At 45.6% G+C, this 19,463-nt stretch carries 11 protein-coding genes; 8 read left to right on the forward strand and 3 right to left on the reverse strand.

What is annotated here, in order from left to right; translation table 11 throughout:
- The first annotated feature begins 127 nt into the window (after nt 1–127).
- From DXA54_RS26435 to DXA54_RS26460, 6 genes are all read left to right on the forward strand, one after another.
- Entirely contained in the window at nt 128–1,762 is a 1,635-nt protein-coding gene (locus DXA54_RS26435) for a sialidase family protein (RefSeq protein WP_120081081.1), read from the forward strand.
- A 152-nt stretch (nt 1,763–1,914) separates the two neighbouring features.
- Nucleotides 1,915–4,509: a beta-mannosidase gene (locus DXA54_RS26440; protein ID WP_120081075.1), complete on the forward strand. Its 2,595-nt coding sequence runs from the start codon at nt 1,915–1,917 to the stop codon at nt 4,507–4,509.
- Between the two features lie 34 nt (nt 4,510–4,543).
- Nucleotides 4,544–6,868 (forward strand): family 20 glycosylhydrolase, encoded by a 2,325-nt coding sequence (locus DXA54_RS26445; RefSeq protein ID WP_120081077.1) that lies wholly within the window; start codon nt 4,544–4,546, stop codon nt 6,866–6,868.
- The gene (locus DXA54_RS26450) at nt 6,868–8,943 is read left to right on the forward strand and encodes a family 20 glycosylhydrolase (protein ID WP_022199437.1); all 2,076 of its coding nucleotides are present in this window, start codon (nt 6,868–6,870) and stop codon (nt 8,941–8,943) included. Before DXA54_RS26445 ends, DXA54_RS26450 begins: the two co-directional genes overlap by 1 nt.
- 98 nt (nt 8,944–9,041) lie before the next feature.
- Nucleotides 9,042–11,786, forward strand: a complete 2,745-nt coding sequence (locus tag DXA54_RS26455; RefSeq protein WP_120081079.1) for a SusC/RagA family TonB-linked outer membrane protein — start codon at nt 9,042–9,044, stop codon at nt 11,784–11,786.
- A gap of 11 nt (nt 11,787–11,797) precedes the next feature.
- A complete protein-coding gene (locus DXA54_RS26460) occupies nt 11,798–13,516 on the forward strand; it encodes a RagB/SusD family nutrient uptake outer membrane protein (protein ID WP_369746707.1) in 1,719 nt (572 codons plus the stop codon).
- 86 nt (nt 13,517–13,602) lie between these two features.
- On the opposite strand, the gene DXA54_RS26465 is transcribed toward DXA54_RS26460, so the two are convergent.
- From DXA54_RS26465 to DXA54_RS26475, 3 genes are all read right to left on the reverse strand, one after another.
- The gene (locus DXA54_RS26465) at nt 13,603–14,742 is read right to left on the reverse strand and encodes a DNA alkylation repair protein (RefSeq protein WP_004308801.1); all 1,140 of its coding nucleotides are present in this window, start codon (nt 14,740–14,742) and stop codon (nt 13,603–13,605) included.
- 138 nt (nt 14,743–14,880) lie between these two features.
- Nucleotides 14,881–16,065: a molecular chaperone DnaJ gene (gene dnaJ, locus DXA54_RS26470; RefSeq protein WP_004307195.1), complete on the reverse strand. Its 1,185-nt coding sequence runs from the start codon at nt 16,063–16,065 to the stop codon at nt 14,881–14,883.
- Nucleotides 16,066–16,104: 39 nt separating this feature from the next.
- On the reverse strand, nt 16,105–16,686 hold the full coding sequence (locus DXA54_RS26475; protein ID WP_004297892.1) for a nucleotide exchange factor GrpE: 582 nt from the start codon (nt 16,684–16,686) through the stop codon (nt 16,105–16,107).
- A 266-nt stretch (nt 16,687–16,952) separates the two neighbouring features.
- Between DXA54_RS26475 and DXA54_RS26480 the strand changes: the two genes are divergently transcribed.
- A complete protein-coding gene (locus DXA54_RS26480; protein ID WP_004297887.1) occupies nt 16,953–18,572 on the forward strand; it encodes an ABC-F family ATP-binding cassette domain-containing protein in 1,620 nt (539 codons plus the stop codon).
- Nucleotides 18,573–18,678: 106 nt separating this feature from the next.
- On the forward strand, nt 18,679–19,236 hold the full coding sequence (locus tag DXA54_RS26485; protein ID WP_008651715.1) for a YdeI/OmpD-associated family protein: 558 nt from the start codon (nt 18,679–18,681) through the stop codon (nt 19,234–19,236).
- Nucleotides 19,237–19,463 lie beyond the last annotated feature (227 nt).

The following is a 19,463-nucleotide window of genomic DNA, read 5'->3' on the forward strand; positions in this document are numbered from 1 at the left end:
AGAATGGTGGTCAAAGTATTGACTAGTCCTACCAGAACTTGGTAAAATGAAAGTTAACTGTTTGCATAGCTGTATTATGGTAGAAAAGTTTTATCTTTATCGCGTTAAACTAACTAATACCCCCATTATGAGAAGAATTTTTTATTTACTTTTCCTTGTCTTATTAGGCTATTCTTTTGACGTAAAAGCTTCAGACACAGTGTTTATCCATGAAACACAAATCCCGGTTTTGATAGAGCGGCAGGACAATGTTCTGTTCTATATCCGGTTGGATGCAAAGGAAAGCAAGATGCTCGATGAAGTTGTTTTAGATTTCAGTAAAAGTACCAACTTAGCGGATGTCCAGGCAATCAAACTCTATTATGGAGGAACAGAGGCCTTACAAGATCAAAACAAAAATCGCTTTGCCCCTGTAGAGTACATATCTAGCCATCGACCGGGTGCGACATTGGCGGCTAATCCTTCCTATTCCATAAAATGTGCAGAGGTCGGACCATCGGAAAAAGTTGTATTAAGAGGTAATTACAATTTATTTCCAGGTGTCAACTTTTTTTGGATCAGTTTGCAGATGAAAACAGATGCCTCTTTGCATACTAAAATAGTCTCTGATTTACATGCTGTAAAAGTGGATGGGAAAGAACTCTATTGTAAATTTATTTCCCCGAAAGATATTACTCACCGGATGGCAGTCGGAGTTCGTCATGCTGGTAATGACGGTTCTGCTTCCTTCCGTATTCCCGGATTAGTGACAACCAATAAAGGAACATTATTGGGAGTGTACGATGTCCGATATAATAGTAGTGTCGATTTACAGGAATATGTAGATGTGGGTTTGAGTCGTAGCACTGACGGAGGGAAGAGCTGGGAGAAAATGCGTCTTCCGCTTTCATTTGGTGAGTATGGCGGTTTGCCTAAAGCACAGAATGGGGTAGGAGATCCCTCTATTTTGGTAGATACTCAAACGAATACCGTCTGGGTGGTTGCCGCATGGACACATGGTATGGGTAATCAACGTGCCTGGTGGAGCTCCCATTCGGGAATGGATATAAACCATACCGCACAGCTGGTATTGGCAAAGAGTACAGACGATGGTAAAACATGGTCGAAACCGATCAATATAACAGAGCAGGTAAAAGATCCGTCCTGGTATTTTCTCCTTCAAGGACCCGGACGTGGAATAACGATGAGCGACGGCACATTAGTATTTCCAACGCAGTTTATAGACTCTACCCGTGTTCCGAATGCAGGAATCATGTATAGTAAAGACCGGGGGAAAACGTGGAAAATGCACAATATGGCACGAACAAATACAACGGAAGCACAAGTTGCGGAAATAGAACCGGGAGTATTGATGCTGAATATGCGTGACAATAGAGGAGGAAGCCGGGCTATTGCCATAACGAAAGATTTGGGAAAAACCTGGACAGAACACCCGTCTTCACGTAAGGCACTTCAGGAACCGGTATGTATGGCCAGTCTGATTCATGTCGATGCCAAGGACAACGTTTTGAATAAAGACCTCCTGTTGTTTTCAAATCCGGATACGACTAAAGGGCGCAATCATATAACAATAAAAACAAGTCTGGATAAAGGACTTATCTGGTTGCCCGAACATCAAATCATGCTCGACGAAGCAGAAGGATGGGGATATAGTTGCCTGACGATGATTGATAAAGAGACAATCGGTATTCTATATGAGAGCAGTGTGGCACACATGACTTTTCAGGCAGTGAAATTAACAGATTTGTTAGGAATGAAATGATAGATATAATAGCGGTTAAACTATCCGATATGATAAAAGAATAAAACCGTATATTTATCGTGGCGTGCAAAAACAACATATTTTGTTAAATTATCAGTGAAATTTGCTGAAAAAATAATATCTTTGAATCCGTTAATATCTAATGCCCCACTATGATGATTAATTTGATCGGAAAAAAGGCTCAAATAGCATGTGAACTACTATGCTGTTGCAGTATGGCATATGCACAGAGCAATGACAATTCCGAAGTTGTCGTTCTAAATACAGGTTGGGAATTTTCCCAGGCAGGAACAGAGCTGTGGCAATCGGCACAGGTTCCGGGCACCGTTCATCAGGACCTTATCTACCATAAACAAATACCCGATCCTTTTTATGGCATCAATGAACAAAAGATTCAGTGGGTGGAAAATGAAGACTGGGAATACCGGACTGCTTTTACAGTTACCCCCGAACAACTGAAACGGGATGACGCCCAATTGGTTTTTGAAGGCCTTGACACGTATGCCGATGTATACCTCAATGGAGCATTGTTGCTGAAAGCCGATAACATGTTTGTCGGTTATACCATACCTGTCAAGTCCCAACTCCGTATCGGAGAAAACCTTCTTCACATCTATTTTCATTCCCCCATCCGGCAGACACTGCCTCAATATAACTCGAACGGATTCAACTATCCGGCAGACAACGACCATCACGACAAACATTTAAGCATATTCTCCCGTAAAGCCCCTTACAGTTATGGCTGGGACTGGGGAATCCGCATGGTGACCAGCGGCATCTGGCGTCCGGTGACCATCCGTTTTTATGACGCAGCTTCTATCAGTGACTATCACGTAAAGCAACTCGCACTGACCGACCAGCTCGCAAATCTGTCTAATGAATTAGAAATAAACAACATACTCTCCCGGCCACTTCAGGCAGAGGTGAGAATCAATACCTCATTCGAAAGAAGTGCAGAAAAAAGCATCAGCCAGGCAATCACCTTACAGCCCGGAATCAATCATGTTTCCATACCTTCCGAAGTGGCATCCCCCGTACGTTGGATGCCGAATGGATGGGGAAAGCCCGCCCTGTATGATTTCTCCGCTCAAATCATAGTAGAAGATAAAGTCGTAGCCGAGCAATCGCACCGGATAGGACTGCGTACTGTTCGCCTCGTTAATGAAAAAGATAAAGACGGAGAATCCTTCTATTTTGAAGTAAATGGTGTACCTATGTTTGCCAAAGGAGCCAATTACATCCCCCAGGATGCACTCTTGACTAACGTCACTACCGAACGCTACCAAACCTTATTCCGCGACATCCGCGAAGCGAACATGAATGTCATTCGTGTATGGGGAGGTGGAACGTACGAAGATGACCGTTTCTATGACCTGGCAGATGAAAACGGAATACTGGTGTGGCAAGACTTCATGTTTGCCTGCACTCCCTATCCGTCCGACCCCACCTTTCTGAAAAGGGTAGAGGCGGAAGCCTGCTATAACATCCGTCGCCTTCGCAATCATGCTTCCCTGGCGATGTGGTGCGGCAATAACGAAATACTGGAAGCCTTAAAATATTGGGGATTCGACAAGAACTTCCCGCCCGAAATCTATCAGGAAATGTTTCGAGGCTACGACAAACTGTTCCATCAGCTCCTTCCAGCCAAGGTTAAGGAACTGGATGCCGACCGTTTCTACATACACAGCTCCCCGTATTTTGCCAACTGGGGGCGTCCTGAATCCTGGGGGATAGGAGACAGCCATAACTGGGGAGTCTGGTATGGTCAAAAAACATTCGAGTCACTCGATACAGACCTGCCCCGTTTCATGAGCGAATTCGGTTTTCAGTCCTTCCCGGAAATGAAGACCATCTCCACTTTCGCCGCTCCGGAAGATTATCAGATAGAATCGGAAGTGATGAATGCTCATCAGAAAAGCAGCATCGGCAACGCCCTGATTCGTACCTACATGGAGCGCGACTATATCATCCCCGAAAAATTTGAAGACTTTGTCTATGTCGGACTAGTGCTGCAAGGACAAGGAATGCGTCACGGACTGGAAGCACACCGCCGGAACCATCCTTACTGTATGGGTACCCTGTATTGGCAACTGAATGACAGCTGGCCGGTAGTATCCTGGTCGAGCATCGACTATTACGGTAATTGGAAAGCCCTGCATTACCAAGCCAAACGAGCCTTTGCTCCAATCCTCATCAATCCTATCCGGCAAAACGACAGCCTCAATATCTACCTGATTTCCGACTGTCCGGACACCAAAGACCACCTGATGTTGGAAATGAAAGTAACAGACTTTGACGGAAAGAAACAAGGCAAGCCTATACGACTCAACACATTGACAGTTCCGGCTAACACTTCCCAATGCGTGTACCGTATAAAAACCGACACCTGGCTATCACCGGAAGAACAGCAACGCTGTTTCATGCAACTGACCCTGAAAGACAAGGCAGGAAACACCCTTGCCGAAACCGTATATTTCTTTAGAAAAACAAAAGACCTGCTTCTGCCTGAAACAACCGTTTCCTGCAAGATGAAACAGAAAGACGGCATGTGTGAACTGACATTGTTTTCTCCCGCTCTTGCAAAAGATGTCTTTATTGAAATTCCTTTGCAGGGAGCCCGTTTCAGCGACAACTTTTTCGACCTTCTTCCCGGAGAACGTAAAACGGTCGTCATCACTTCTCCCCAAATAAAGAAAGGAGAGGAGCTGCCTTTGACAATCAAACATATTCGTGAAACTTATAATTAATCTATTAATAACTTAACACTTAATTTTTTAGTTTATGAAGCAACTCTTTAAATTAACCGGATGTCTGGCACTAGCAGGACTTTTTGCCTCTTGCCAATCGGCGCAACAGGAAGCCAACTACCAGATCATCCCCATGCCACAAGAAATTGTAACCGCTCAAGGAAGTCCCTTCATCCTCAAGAGCAGTGTGAAAATTCTCTATCCGGAAGGAAACGAGAAGATGCAACGCAACGCAAAGTTCCTGGCAGACTATCTGAAAACGGCTACCGGAAAAGATTTCGCCATTGAAGCCGGAACAGAAGGTAAAAACGCAATCGTACTGGCATTAGGCACGGAGAACGAAAATCCGGAATCCTACCAGATGAAAGTTACCGGTGACGGAATCACGATTACCGGTCCTACGGAAGCCGGCGTATTCTATGGCATCCAGTCCCTGCGCAAATCATTGCCTGTGGCTGTCGGTGCGGATATTGCCATGCCAGCCGTAGAAATCAATGACGCTCCTCGCTTTGGCTATCGTGGCGCGCATTTCGATACCAGCCGTCATTTCTTTACCGTGGATGAAATAAAGACCTACATCGACATGCAGGCTTTACATAACATGAACCGCCTCCACTGGCATATCACCGACGATCAAGGCTGGCGTCTGGAAATCAAAAAATACCCGAAACTGACTGAAATCGGTGCTAACAGAACAGAAACAGTCATCGGACGTAACTCCGGCGAATACGACGGCAAACCTTACGGTGGATTCTACACCCAGGAACAAGCCAAAGAAATCGTAGATTATGCAGCCGAACGCTACATCACCGTTGTTCCCGAAATCGACCTTCCGGGACACATGCAAGCTGCCCTTGCCGCTTACCCTGAACTGGGTTGTACCGGTGGCCCGTACGAAGTATGGAGACAATGGGGTGTATCCGAGGATGTGCTTTGCGCCGGAAACGACCAAGTATTGAAATTCCTGGAAGATGTTTATGGTGAATTGATTGAAATCTTCCCATCACAATATATTCATGTAGGGGGCGACGAATGCCCGAAAGTAAGATGGGAAAAATGTCCGAAGTGCCAGGCACGTATCAAAGCATTGGGATTGAAGTCAGATCAGAGCCACAGCAAAGAAGAACGTTTGCAGAGCTTTGTCATCAACCATATTGAGAAATTCCTGAACGACCACGGACGTCAAATCATCGGTTGGGATGAAATCCTCGAAGGCGGACTTGCTCCGAATGCTACCGTGATGTCATGGCGTGGTGAGAAAGGTGGTATCGAAGCTGCGAAGCAGAAACACGATGTCATCATGACACCGAACACCTACTTGTATTTCGACTACTACCAGGCTAAAGACGTCGAAAACGAACCGTTCGGTATCGGTGGTTATCTGCCGATGGAAAGAGTGTATAGCTACGAGCCGATGCCGGCTTCTCTTACTCCGGAAGAACAGAAATACATCAAGGGAGTGCAAGCCAACCTCTGGACAGAATACATCGCTACCTTCCCGCATGCACAATATATGGTATTGCCTCGTTGGGCTGCTTTGTGTGAAATTCAGTGGTCCAGCCCCGAAAAGAAAAACTATGCCAACTTCCTGTCCCGTCTTCCACAACTGATTAAGTGGTACGATGCAGAAGGATACAATTACGCTAAACACGTATTTGACGTACAAGCCGAGTTTGACCCGAATCCGGCAGAAGGAACAATGGACGTTACCCTGTCTACCATCGACGGTGCCCCTGTTTACTATACATTAGACGGCACAGAACCTACTGCCGCTTCCCCCGTTTACGAAGGAGTATTGAAAATCAAGGAAAATGTAACCCTGTCCGCCAAAGCCATTCGTCCCAACGGCGAAAGCAAGACAGTGGCAGAGAAGATTGATTTCAGCAAATCCAGCATGAAGCCGATTGTAGCCAATCAGCCTATCAATGAACAATACCTGTTCAAAGGAGCTTCCACTTTGATAGATGGTCTGAAAGGAAATAGCAGCTACAAGTCAGGTCGTTGGATCGCTTTCAACGGAAACGACATGGATATGACTATCGACCTCCAGCAACCTACTGAAATCTCAAGCGTGGCAATCTCTACCAATGTAGCAAAAGGAGACTGGGTATTTGATGCCAGAAACCTGTCCGTAGAAATTTCAGATGATGGCAAGACCTTCAAAAAGATTGCTTCCGAAGAATATCCGGAGATGAAAGAGACAGACAAAGACGGAATCGTTGAGCATAAACTAACCTTTGCTCCTGTGACCACCCAATACGTGAGAGTCATTGCTTCACCGGAGAAATCACTTCCGGCATGGCATGGAGGAAAAGGTAAAAACGCATTTTTATTTGTAGACGAAATCAAAATTGATTAATGAATATAAGAAAAGAATACCCTAAAGTTTGTCTTTTCTTATGGATATTGGGGATGTGCTTCCATGCACATCCCATTCTGGCACAGTCCGTCATACCTGTCCCATTAAAAATGGAGCAGGGGACGGGCTCTTTTTTACTGTCAGAAAAGACTAAACTTTATACAAACCTGCAAGGTGGAGAAGCGGAACTCTGGGAGAATTACCTGAAAGCATTGCCTGTTCAATTGAAAGAAGCGAGAATGAAAGACAGGAAACAGATGCTTTTCTTATTGATAACCCCCAAGACCCCCCAATTGCCATCACCGGAAAGCTATACACTCTCCGTCACCCCTCAACAAATCGAGATCCGGGCAACTTCGGGAGCCGGATTATTCTATGGAATGCAAACCCTGTTACAGCTGATGCAACCGGCGGGCACAGGCAGCTATTCCGTAGTCTCTGTCGAGATAGAAGACACCCCGCGTTTTGCTTACCGCGGACTGATGCTGGACGTATCCCGACATTTCTCTACCAAAGAGTTTATAAAGAAGCAGATAGATGCATTGGCATATTACAAAATCAACCGTTTGCACCTGCATCTGACCGATGCGGCAGGCTGGCGGCTTGAAATCAAGAAATACCCTTTACTGACCGATTTTGCAGCCTGGCGTACAGACCCCACTTGGAAGAAATGGTGGAACGGTGGACGTAAATACCTCCGTTACGATGAACCCGGAGCTTCCGGCGGCTATTACACCCAGAATGATATTCGTGAAATACTGGAATATGCCCGTCAGCACTATATCACCGTGATTCCGGAGATTGAAATGCCTTCCCATTCGGAAGAAGTGCTGGCTGCCTACCCACAGCTATCCTGTTCGGGAGAACCTTACAAGAACTCCGATTTCTGTGTCGGCAATGAAGAAACTTTCACCTTTCTGGAGAATGTACTGACGGAAGTCATGGAACTTTTCCCTTCCGAATACATTCATGTAGGAGGTGATGAGGCCGGTAAATCGGCTTGGAAGACCTGTCCGAAATGTCAGAAGAGAATGAAAGACGAGCATCTGGCCAATGTAGACGAGCTGCAAAGCTATCTGATACACCGTATCGAAAAGTTCCTCAACAATCACGGACGCCGTCTCTTGGGATGGGACGAGATTCTGCAAGGAGGCATTGCGCCCAATGCAACCGTTATGTCGTGGCGTGGAGAAGAGGGTGGTATCGCTGCCGTCACTTCCGGCCATCATGCCATCATGACACCGGGTGCATACTGTTATCTGGACAGCTATCAGGACGCCCCGTACTCCCAGCCGGAAGCTATCGGTGGCTACCTGCCATTGAAGAAAGTATATGCCTACGATCCTGTCCCCGCTTCCTTAACTGCGGAGCAGGCAAAGTTAGTCTATGGTGTGCAGGGTAACCTATGGGTGGAATATATCCCCACTCCCGAACACGTGGAATATATGATTTATCCCCGTATGCTGGCATTGGCGGAAGTAGCCTGGTCGGCTCCGGAACGTAAGTCGTGGCCCGATTTCCATACCCGCGCACTGTCAGCAGTGGCCGATTTACAGAAAAAAGGATACCATCCTTTCGATTTGAGCAAAGAAATCGGCAGCCGTCCCGAATCTCTTCAACCAGTCAGCCATTTGGCGCTCGGTAAAAAAGTGACCTATAACTCCTCCTATAGCCCCCATTATCCCGCACAAGGCAACACAGCCCTGACAGACGGCATACGTGGTGACTGGACTTACGGTGATGGTTCATGGCAAGGATTTATCTCGGACAACCGTCTCGATGTGACGATTGATATGGAAAAAGAAACCCCTATCCATTCCATCACCGCCGCTTTTATGCAAGTGGTCGGCGCGGAAGTATTCCTGCCGGAGACAGTGATTATTTCCATTTCCGATGATGGAATTAACTTCACGGAGTTGCAAAAACAACACTTTGAAGTGAGCAAAGAAACCCCTATCCGGTTTACGGATATTTCATGGCAGGGAGAAGCCAAAGGAAGATACGTACGTTACCAGGCACAGGCCGGAAGCGAATTCGGAGGGTGGATATTTACGGATGAGATAATCGTGAAATAGACATTGTCAATATCATTTATGAATAAAAGAGGGAATCTATTCAACCAGATTCTCTCTTTTTTTGTTATATTTGTATTATTACCTTAAAAACTAAGAATATGGTACAACACGCTAGACTCATTTTCTACACCCTTCTTCTTCTGGTAATCCCGTGCGAGAGCACCTTGGCGCAGAAGATTCCCGTCACGCCCATAGACTCATTGATAACTGTTGGATATGCCACCGGAAGTTTGAAAACCCTCTCCGGTTCCGTAGAGAAGATTACGGAGACACAGATGAATAAAGACCAGATAACGAACCCTTTGGAAGCAATCCGCGGACGTGTGCCGGGCTTGACTATCCAACGCGGGTCAAATGGTCCGGCAGCCTTGGATGCAGTACGCCTGCGGGGAACTACCTCACTGACCAGTGGCAATGACCCTTTGATAATCGTCGACGGAGTATTTGGTGACTTGAGTATGCTCACCTCCATTTACCCTACGGATATTGAGAGCTTCACCATTCTGAAAGACGCTTCCGAAACCGCACAATACGGTTCACGAGGAGCTTCCGGTGTGATCGAGGTCACCACTAAAAAAGGAATGAGCGGCAGAACACAGGTAGCCTACAACGGTAGCTTCGGAATTTCCACCGTCTACAAGAATCTGAAAATGCTGTCCGGCGATGAGTACCGCCGTGTCGCCTCGGAACGCGGGATTTCCATTCTGGATAAAGGAAATAACACCGATTTTCAGAAAGAGATTGAACAGACAGGACTACAACAAAACCATCACATCGCCTTTTATGGCGGTTCCAGTGAGTCCAGCTATCGCGTTTCTCTTGGTTTCATGGATCGTCAGGGAGTGATTCTGAATGAAGACATGAAAAACTTCACTTCGAATATGAACATGAATCAGAAAATGTTCGACGGCTTCCTGAACTGCGAGCTGGGAATGTTCGGTTCCATTCAGAAGAATCATAATCTGGTGGATTATCAGAAAACGTTCTATTCGGCAGCCACATTCAACCCCACCTATCCCAACCATAAAGACCCCGTCACCAATTCTTGGGATGGAATAACGACCGCCAGTCAAATCACCAATCCATTGGCATGGATGGAAGTGCAGGACGATGATGCCACTTCGCACATCAGCACGCATGCCCGTCTGACTTTCAATCTACTGGAAGGGCTGAAACTTAACCTCTTCGGTGCCTATACCTATAATATCGTGGAAAATTCGCAATACCTCCCCACCTCCGTCTGGGCGAACGGCCAGGCTTACAAAGGAACCAAAAAGCGAGAATCCTTGCTGGGCAACATGATGCTGACCTATAAGAAAAACTGGAAAAAACATTTCTTTGACGTGTTGGCACTTGCCGAACTTCAAAAAGAAACCTACACGGGATATTATACAACAGTAAGCAATTTCAGCACCGACAAATTCGGGTATAATAATCTTCAGGCAGGCGCACTCCGCTTGTGGGAAGGCACTAATTCTTACTACGACCAACCCCGTCTGGCATCTTTCATGGGACGTTTCAACTATACATACGCCGACCGCTACGTACTGACGCTGAACGCCCGTACAGATGCTTCCTCCAAATTCGGAGCGAACCATAAATGGGGATTCTTCCCCTCCGCATCTGCCGCATGGGTGATTAGTGAAGAAGAATTTATGAAGCAGTTGCCGATGGTGGATAATCTGAAATTCCGTATTGGCTATGGTCTGGCAGGTAATCAGAGCGGGATTGACTCATACACTACATTGAACCTTGTAAAGCCGAACGGTGTAGTCCCCGTCGGAAACTCCGCCGTCGTATCTTTAGGAGACTTACGGAACACAAATCCCGACCTGAAATGGGAAGTGAAACATACCTTTAATACCGGTATCGACGTAGCTCTTTTCGGCAACCGCCTGCTGCTTTCCGCCAACTATTACAACTCCCGAACCACAGACATGCTTTACCTTTACAACGTAAGCGTACCGCCTTTCACCTATAACACCTTGCTTGCCAACATCGGTTCCATGCGCAACTGGGGTACGGAAATCGCCATCGGCATCACCCCCTTGAAGACCAAGGATATGGAATTGAATATCAATGCCAATATCACTTTCCAGCGCAACAAACTGCTCTCATTAAGCGGTATGTACAACGGCGAAATGCTTTCTGCCCCCGAATATAAAAGTCTTGCCAGCCTCGACGGAGCCGGCTTTCACGGAGGATACAACCACATCGTATATCAGATGGTGGGTCAACCGTTGGGCGTGTTCTATCTTCCCCACAGTACGGGACTCGAATCCGATGGAAACGGCGGATACACCTATGGCATCGCCGATCTGAATGGCGGAGGTGTCAGCCTTGAAGATGGTGAAGACCGCTACGTGGCAGGACAAGCCGTACCTAAAACGATTCTTGGCTCCAACATCAGTTTCCGCTACAAGCGTTTCGACCTGTCTTTGCAGGTTAACGGAGCTTTCGGACATAAAATTTACAACGGAACCTCCCTGACCTATATGAACATGAATATATTTCCCGACTATAACGTAATGAAGAAAGGCCCGAAACAGAACATCAAGGATCAAACCGCCACCGACTATTGGTTGGAAAAGGGAGATTATGTCAACTTCGACTATGTGACGCTGGGTTGGAACGTGCCGATTGAGAAAGTGCAGAAACTGAAGAAATATGTCCGTTCCCTGCGTCTGGCATTTACAGTCAACAACCTGGCAACCATTTCCGGTTATTCGGGACTTTCACCCATGATTAACAGTTCAACAGTGAACTCCACTTTAGGCGTGGATGATAAACGGGGATATCCGTTGGCGCGGACGTACACACTGGGATTGAGTATTAACTTTTAATGGAGGAGGAGATGATGAAACAATATATGAAAAATAAAAGTCTTTTTTTGCAGAAAGAAGAACTGCTTTCAAGGATAGCGGAACTGTTTTCAAAGAAGATCTTACGTCCTTCGGGAGTGCTGGTATTCCTTCTTATAACGTGCCTGGGTTTATTCTCATGTAGTAAGTTTTTGGAGGAAAATCCGAAAGATAAGTTACCCGAAGATGACGTTTACAATACAATCTCGGAAGTATATCTCAATGCAGTAGCTTCGCTTTATACATACGTAGGCGGTTATAGTGATAGTCAGGGATTGCAGGGAACGGGTAGGGGAGTCTACGACCTGAACACCTTTACCTCCGACGAAGCCATTATCCCCACCCGTGGAGGTGACTGGTATGACGGTGGTTTTTGGCAAGGACTTTACCTGCACGATTGGGGAATAGAGAATGATGCCATTCAGGCTACATGGGAATATCTCTATAAAGTCGTCATGTTAAGTAACAAATCACTGGAACGGATAGACAAATTCGCCGAAACTCATTCCGCTACGGAACTGCCGGCATACCGTGCCGAAGTACGTGCCATGCGGGCTATGTATTATTATTACCTGATGGATTTGTTCGGACGCATCCCGCTAGTTCAATCCTCTTCCGTAGCAATGAAAGATGTAGTGCAAAGTGAACGGAAAACGGTCTTTGACTTTGTTGTCAAGGAATTGCAAGAGGCGGCTCCTTTGTTGAGCGATGCACATAGCAACCAGTCCGGCCCTTACTATGGCCGTATCACTCGCCCCGTGGTAATTTTCCTACTGGCCAAACTGGCTTTGAACTCCGAAGTTTATACAGACAATGATTGGACGGACGGACAACGCCCGGATGGAAAAAATATAAAGTTCACAGTGAACGGCAGCGAACTAAATGCCTGGGAAACAGTTATCTACTATTGTGACCAACTCAAGACTATGGGCTACAAACTGGAACCGGAATACGAAACGAATTTCTCTATATTCAACGAACCGTCCGTAGAGAATGTCTTCACTATCCCGATGAACAAAACTCTGTACACCAACCAGATGCAATATCTCTTCCGTTCCCGCCACTATAATCACGCCAAGGCTTACGGACTAAGCGGTGAGAACGGTCCCAGCGCCACCATTGAAGCCCTCGAAGCTTTCGGTTATGAAACCGCGGAACAAGATCCCCGTTTTGATATTTGCTATTTTGCAGGAATTGTCCACGACCTGAAAGGAAACATAATCAAACTGGATAATGGAACGGTACTGGAATATCTGCCCTGGAAAGTATCTCTGGATATAACAGATACCCCATACGAACAAACCGCAGGAGCCCGCATGAAAAAGTATGAAGTCGACCCGACTGCCACAAAAGACGGTAAGTTGATGGAGAATGACATTGTATTGTTCCGCTATGCAGACGCTTTGTTGATGAAGAGTGAAGCGAAAGTCCGGAACGGAGCAAACGGAGATGAAGAACTCAATGAAGTTCGTAGCCGTGTCAACGCTTCTCCCCGCACTGCCACTTTAGAGAATATCCTTGCCGAACGTCAGCTGGAACTGGCTTGGGAAGGATGGAGACGACAGGACTTAGTCCGCTTCGGGAAGTTTACAAGAGCTTACAGCAGCCGTCCGCAACTACCGGATGAGGCAAGTGGATATACAACTGTATTCCCTATACCGGAGAAAATACGGGTGATGAATGAGAGGTTGAAACAGAATCCGGGGTATTAGGAAGAAGATAGTAGTAATCAAAATAAAAAATCCTCGATTTTCATCCGGAGAATCGAGGATTTATATTATTTGTTGCAGCAATCGAATTACTCAATCAAAACGAAATCATATTTTTCAAATTCACTCCCATTGATTATTATAGCAATTTGATGAAGCCCGAGATGGAATTTTCTCGTCGTAACCACGCGGAAAGAGTGCTTTCGCGTTATTCGTGTGGTAGAATTCCCGGTATATTCTTTTTCGCTGATTTTATGAACTTTCTTCGTCAGCGTTCCATTTGCTTTTTGGTAATAAATACCATATTCAAGCCGTATTTTGATTGTCTTATTGCTATGATTCAACAAGTTAAAACCAAACTCCAACGAATCACCGACTTTAACCTTAAGACTTGAAATCTGAAAATCCTCCATACTAATATTATTTCTGATAGAATCAAAGCCAAACAACTCCATCACCTCTGGAATCCCTTGTTTTAAGAGCGTCCGGCAACCGTGTTTAATAATCCAGTCTACCTCTTTAGATTCCCCCTTCCATTTCTTTGCCAAATCAATGACAATTTCCGGATTATCTTTCGCAATATCATTCAAATTATTGGCAACGCTCAACCGTACAAATCTTGCCGGATCATTTTTAAGATTCTCTAAAATAGGAATAATAGGTGTCGGGTCTTTCTTCAGATTCGGCAAAGCCATCGCCCAAGGCAAACGCGGACGGCAACCTTCTGACGAAAGCCGCCTGACTCCCCAATGCTCATGTTTCGACCAAACCAACATCTGCTTCATCATTTCATCCGGATATTTTATTATAAAAGGATGAGTCACAAATTCGCAACTTGTGAACTGCGTGATTTTCTCTATCGCCTTGACAGACGTTTCATAATCATCCAACCCATATTGCTCGACATAATTATTCAGAATCACCCCATACTCCAGCATCAATCCAAACTTCGTATCGTCTATCACCGAAAAATCAGGCCGCGTACTTTTTACATGATCCAACAACTCAAGAATCTTAGCGATCGCCTCTTTGTAATCTGCCGGCAAAAACTTTTTCAGAATGCTAGTGATATGTATCCAGCGCTGTTTTAGTTCCCTGCCTTCCCATTCATCATCCATTATTTGAGAAACAAAACCGTGAGCATCAAAATCATCGATAACAAGTCTCAAATCTTTCGTAAACAGATCGAAAAATTGCTTGTTGTACATATTCTTAAAAGGTTCTGCCATACTTGAAGTCTATATTTAGTATCTATTTATTTGCTACACAAATATATGTCTTTTTTTTAAAAGGACAAGCCCTAAAAACAGAAGTGAGCCACAAAAAAGATTGCAGCTCACTTATACCTTATATATTATAGCAAAAAATTAATCGAAGAAACTCTTGAACTTCTTGAAAATCTTCTCCTTCACCGACGTGTTAGGTTTGAAGTTGTCCGAAGCCTCCATCTTTTCGAGCGTGCTCTTTTCCTCTTTATTGAGCGCTTCCGGCACATAGATACTGATGTTGACGAGTAAATCCCCCGTTCCGTACCCGTTCACATTCGGCAATCCCTTGCCGCGCAAACGAAGCACCTTACCTGGTTGAGTACCCGAATCAATCTTCACTTTCACTTTGCCGTCGATAGTCGGAATTTCCACAGCTCCGCCCAGAGCAGCAGTCGGGAAACTAAGCAACAGATTATAAATCAAATCATTCTCGTCGCGAATCAAGTCCTGATGCGGTTCTTCCTCTACGAGAATCAGCAAGTCGCCTGCCACACCATTGTGTTTGCCGGCATTTCCTTTGCCACCCATAGAAAGCTGCATACCCTCTGCCACTCCGGCAGGGATTTTCACCGACACCACTTCTTCACCGTAAATGATTCCGTCGCCACCACACTTCTTACATTTGTTCTTGATAATCTTACCCTCACCGCCACAAGTAGAACAAGTGACGCGAGTCTGCATAGTGCCCAGAATAGTCTGCTGGTTACGGATCACGGAGCCGCTACCCTTACAAGTAGGACAAGTCTCCGAACCGCCGTCACCTTCGGCACCCGTGCCATGACACTGGTCACACGGCACATATTTTTTGAGTTTAAATTTCTTTTCTACTCCGGTAGAGATCTCCTTCAACGTCAGCTTCACTTTCACACGAAGGTCACTGCCGCGATACCGGCGTTGCTGTGAACCGCCACCGCCAAATCCGCTAAACCCTCCGAAGCCTCCCCCGAAACCGCCGCCGCGGCCACCAAAGATGTCGCCAAACATAGAGAAAATGTCATCCATCGACATCCCCTCGCCACCGAAACCACCGAACGGACCGCCATTGCCTGCCGCACCGCTCACTCCCGCATGACCGAACTGATCGTAACGCGAACGCTTTTCCGGGTTACTCAACACGTCATAAGCCTCGGCCGCCTCCTTAAATTTCTCTTCTGCCTCCTTATCCCCCGGATTCTTGTCAGGGTGATACTGGATTGCTTTCTTACGGTACGCTTTCTTAATCTCCTCTACTGTGGCTGTCTTCGTCACCTCCAATATTTCGTAATAGTCTCTTTTTTCTGCCATGCTTCTTTAAAAATTATGAGTTTTATGGGTTGCGAATCCTTATTCCCCTACTACCACTTTGGCGTGGCGCAACACTTTGTCGTTCAGTGTATACCCCGTCTGCACACAATCCAGAATCTTACCTTTCTGTGCTTCCGACGGTGCGGGGATTACCGCGATGGCTTCATGGAAATCAGTATCCAGCGGTTGGTCTTTCGTCTCGATGACTTTCACACCATTTTGAGCCAGAACAGCCATAAATTTATTGTAAATCAGTTCCACCCCTTCTTTTACGGCATTGACATCCGTTGCCGTTTCCATCGTCTTGATGGCACGTTCGAAATCGTCCACTACCGGAAGAATACTGCCAAGACTCTTTTCGCCACCATTCAGGATCAGTTCGGCCTTCTCCTTTAAAGTGCGTTTACGATAATTGTCGAACTCGGCAGACAAGCGCAGATATTTATCCTTTTGCTCTTCAAGCGCTTCTTGAGCCTTTTCCAGTTCCTTTTCCAACTCCTCTTCATGAGTCAGCGGAGCGGTTCCCTCTGCTTGTTCGTTTTGCGGTTGGTCTTCCGCAGGATTGTGAGTTTCCTCCACATTCAGTTCCTCTTCCTTCACTTTTTTTTCTTTCGGATCCATCTTGGTATTTACTATTTTATTATTTACTATTTAGAAACACACGTTATCTATGCAAGATACCGCTTATAAACATACCGGACTGACCGGATGTCACAGATTTCGTCTGCAAAAACTTTGCCAAGTTGGCCGTTTTGCCAAAAAACGCAGCAAAGGTAACACTTTTATGTCAGATTGGCACATATCAGATAGCTCATAATTCATTTTAAATGTCTACCTTTGCACGCTCAAATAAGTAAATAGTAACTAGTAAAATAGTAAATAATAAGATGATTACAGTTTCGAACGTATCGGTTCAGTTTGGTAAAAGAGTGTTATTTAATGACGTAAACCTGAAGTTTACGAGTGGTAATTGTTATGGTATTATCGGTGCGAACGGTGCGGGAAAATCTACGTTTCTTCGTACGATTTACGGAGATCTGGACCCGACAACAGGTACGATTGCGCTCGGACCGGGCGAACGTCTCTCGGTGTTGAGTCAGGACCACTTCAAGTGGGACTCATATACCGTCATGGATACCGTCATGATGGGACATACCGTGTTGTGGGACATCATGAAGCAACGCGAAGAATTGTATGCAAAAGAAGATTTCACAGACGAAGACGGACTGAAAGTATCCGAATTGGAAGAAAAATTTGCCGAGTTGGACGGATGGAATGCGGAAAGCGACGCAGCCATGCTATTGAGCGGACTGGGCGTGAAAGAAGATAAGCATTACGTATTGATGGGTGAATTGAGTGGTAAGGAAAAAGTACGTGTCATGCTGGCGCAGGCATTGTACGGAAATCCGGACAACCTCTTGCTCGATGAGCCTACCAATGACTTGGATATGGAAACAGTGACCTGGTTGGAAGAATATCTTGCCAACTTCGAGCATACCGTATTGGTGGTAAGCCACGACCGTCACTTCCTCGACTCTGTATGTACACACACCGTAGACATCGACTACGGAAAAATCAATATGTTTGCCGGTAACTATAGTTTCTGGTACGAATCCAGCCAATTGGCTCTCCGTCAGCAACAGAACCAGAAGGCGAAGGCTGAAGAGAAGAAGAAAGAACTCGAAGAGTTTATCCGCCGTTTCAGCGCGAACGTAGCGAAGAGCAAGCAGACAACGAGCCGTAAGAAGATGTTGGAGAAACTGAACGTAGAAGAAATCAAACCTTCTTCACGTAAGTATCCGGGCATCATCTTCACTCCCGAACGCGAGCCGGGCAACCAGATTCTGGAAGTTTCCGGATTGAGCAAGAAGACGGAAGAAGGCGTAGTGCTCTTCAACGACGTGAACTTCAACGTAGAGAAAGGTGACAAGGTGGTATTCCTGTCACGCAATCCGCGCGCGATGACTGCTTTCTTCGAAATTATCAACGGAAACATGAAACCCGATGCAGGTACTTTCAACTGGGGGGTAACCATCACCACTGCTTACCTGCCGCTGGATAACACTGATTTCTTCAATTCCGACCTGAACCTGGTAGACTGGTTGAGCCAGTTTGGAGAAGGCAACGAGGTATATATGAAAGGCTTCCTCGGCCGTATGCTTTTCTCCGGCGAAGAGGTATTGAAGAAAGTAAGCGTACTCTCCGGAGGTGAGAAGATGCGTTGTATGATTGCCCGTATGCAGCTGCGCAATGCCAACTGCCTCATTCTGGACACTCCGACCAACCATCTGGACTTGGAATCTATCCAGGCATTCAACAACAACCTGAAGACGTACAAAGGAAATATCCTCTTCTCGTCTCATGACCACGAATTTATTCAGACCGTTGCCAACCGCATCATCGAACTGACACCGAACGGTATCATCGACAAGATGATGGAATATGACGAATATATCACTTCCGACCATATTAAGGAATTGCGGGCGAAGATGTACGGAGACAAATAAGTGACCGGACGAATAAAAGCCCCTGACTCCCATACATGAAGTCTGATGAATAACCAATTTAACAGCAACCTATTCTCAACAATGGGTTGCTGTTCTTTTTAGCACTATGGAAATAAAATATTTTGAAAACAGAGAAGATTGGCGAAAATGGCTGGCAGACAACTTTGAAAACGCCAATGACGTTTGGTTTGTATTCCCCTCCAAATCTTCGGGCGAAAAAAGTGTTACATACAACGACGCTGTCGAGGAAGCCCTTTGCTTCGGATGGATCGACAGCACCATAAAGGCGCTCGACAAAGAACATAAAATCCAGCATTTCACACCCAGAAACCCTAAAAGTTCCTACTCGCAAGCCAACAAAGAGAGACTGAAATGGTTGCTGGAACATAATATGATTCACCCTGATAGGGAAGATAATATACGAAAAGTATTGTCAGCCCCTTTTGTCTTCCCGAATGATATTATCGGAAAACTGAAAGAGGATAAAACTGTATGGGAGAATTACCAACAATTTTCTAATGCGTATAGACGTATCCGAATTGCATACATTGAGGCTGCCAGAAAACGGCCGGAAGAATTTGAAAAGCGATTGAACAACTTTATCAATAAAACGAAGGAAAATAAAATGATAAAAGGATTTGGGGGAATTGAAAAATACTACTAATCCCTATGTCTGTAGTTGTAACTTTGATTGTAATAACAGGACAGAAGCATTATGCGCATAATTGATATTCAATTCTCTTTCTCGAACGTAGTTATTTTTCTGCCCTTCACCTTTCTTCCAGATTCCTGATAAATAGTGTGTTTACGGGTGAAGGGGCGCTCTTACACCGTCTTTTTACCGGTAAGCGTCTCCGCGATTCTATATAGTGTATTAAAATAAAAAGGCTA

The sequence above is a fragment of the Bacteroides sp. OF03-11BH genome (genome assembly GCF_003604005.1).
GTDB lineage: Bacteria > Bacteroidota > Bacteroidia > Bacteroidales > Bacteroidaceae > Bacteroides > Bacteroides ovatus.

Excerpts from the sequence above, each read along its gene's own strand:
- DXA54_RS26435 (WP_120081081.1), top strand. The coding sequence starts at position 128 with ATGAGAAGAATTTTTTATTTACTTTTCCTTGTCTTATTAGGCTATTCT.
- DXA54_RS26480 (WP_004297887.1), top strand. The coding sequence starts at position 16,953 with ATGATTACAGTTTCGAACGTATCGGTTCAGTTTGGTAAAAGAGTGTTA.
- dnaJ (WP_004307195.1), bottom strand. The coding sequence starts at position 16,065 with ATGGCAGAAAAAAGAGACTATTACGAAATATTGGAGGTGACGAAGACA.
- DXA54_RS26460 (WP_369746707.1), top strand. The coding sequence starts at position 11,798 with ATGATGAAACAATATATGAAAAATAAAAGTCTTTTTTTGCAGAAAGAA.
- DXA54_RS26450 (WP_022199437.1), top strand. The coding sequence starts at position 6,868 with ATGAATATAAGAAAAGAATACCCTAAAGTTTGTCTTTTCTTATGGATA.
- DXA54_RS26475 (WP_004297892.1), bottom strand. The coding sequence starts at position 16,686 with ATGGATCCGAAAGAAAAAAAAGTGAAGGAAGAGGAACTGAATGTGGAG.
- DXA54_RS26465 (WP_004308801.1), bottom strand. The coding sequence starts at position 14,742 with ATGGCAGAACCTTTTAAGAATATGTACAACAAGCAATTTTTCGATCTG.
- DXA54_RS26485 (WP_008651715.1), top strand. The coding sequence starts at position 18,679 with ATGGAAATAAAATATTTTGAAAACAGAGAAGATTGGCGAAAATGGCTG.
- DXA54_RS26440 (WP_120081075.1), top strand. The coding sequence starts at position 1,915 with ATGATGATTAATTTGATCGGAAAAAAGGCTCAAATAGCATGTGAACTA.
- DXA54_RS26445 (WP_120081077.1), top strand. The coding sequence starts at position 4,544 with ATGAAGCAACTCTTTAAATTAACCGGATGTCTGGCACTAGCAGGACTT.
- DXA54_RS26455 (WP_120081079.1), top strand. The coding sequence starts at position 9,042 with ATGGTACAACACGCTAGACTCATTTTCTACACCCTTCTTCTTCTGGTA.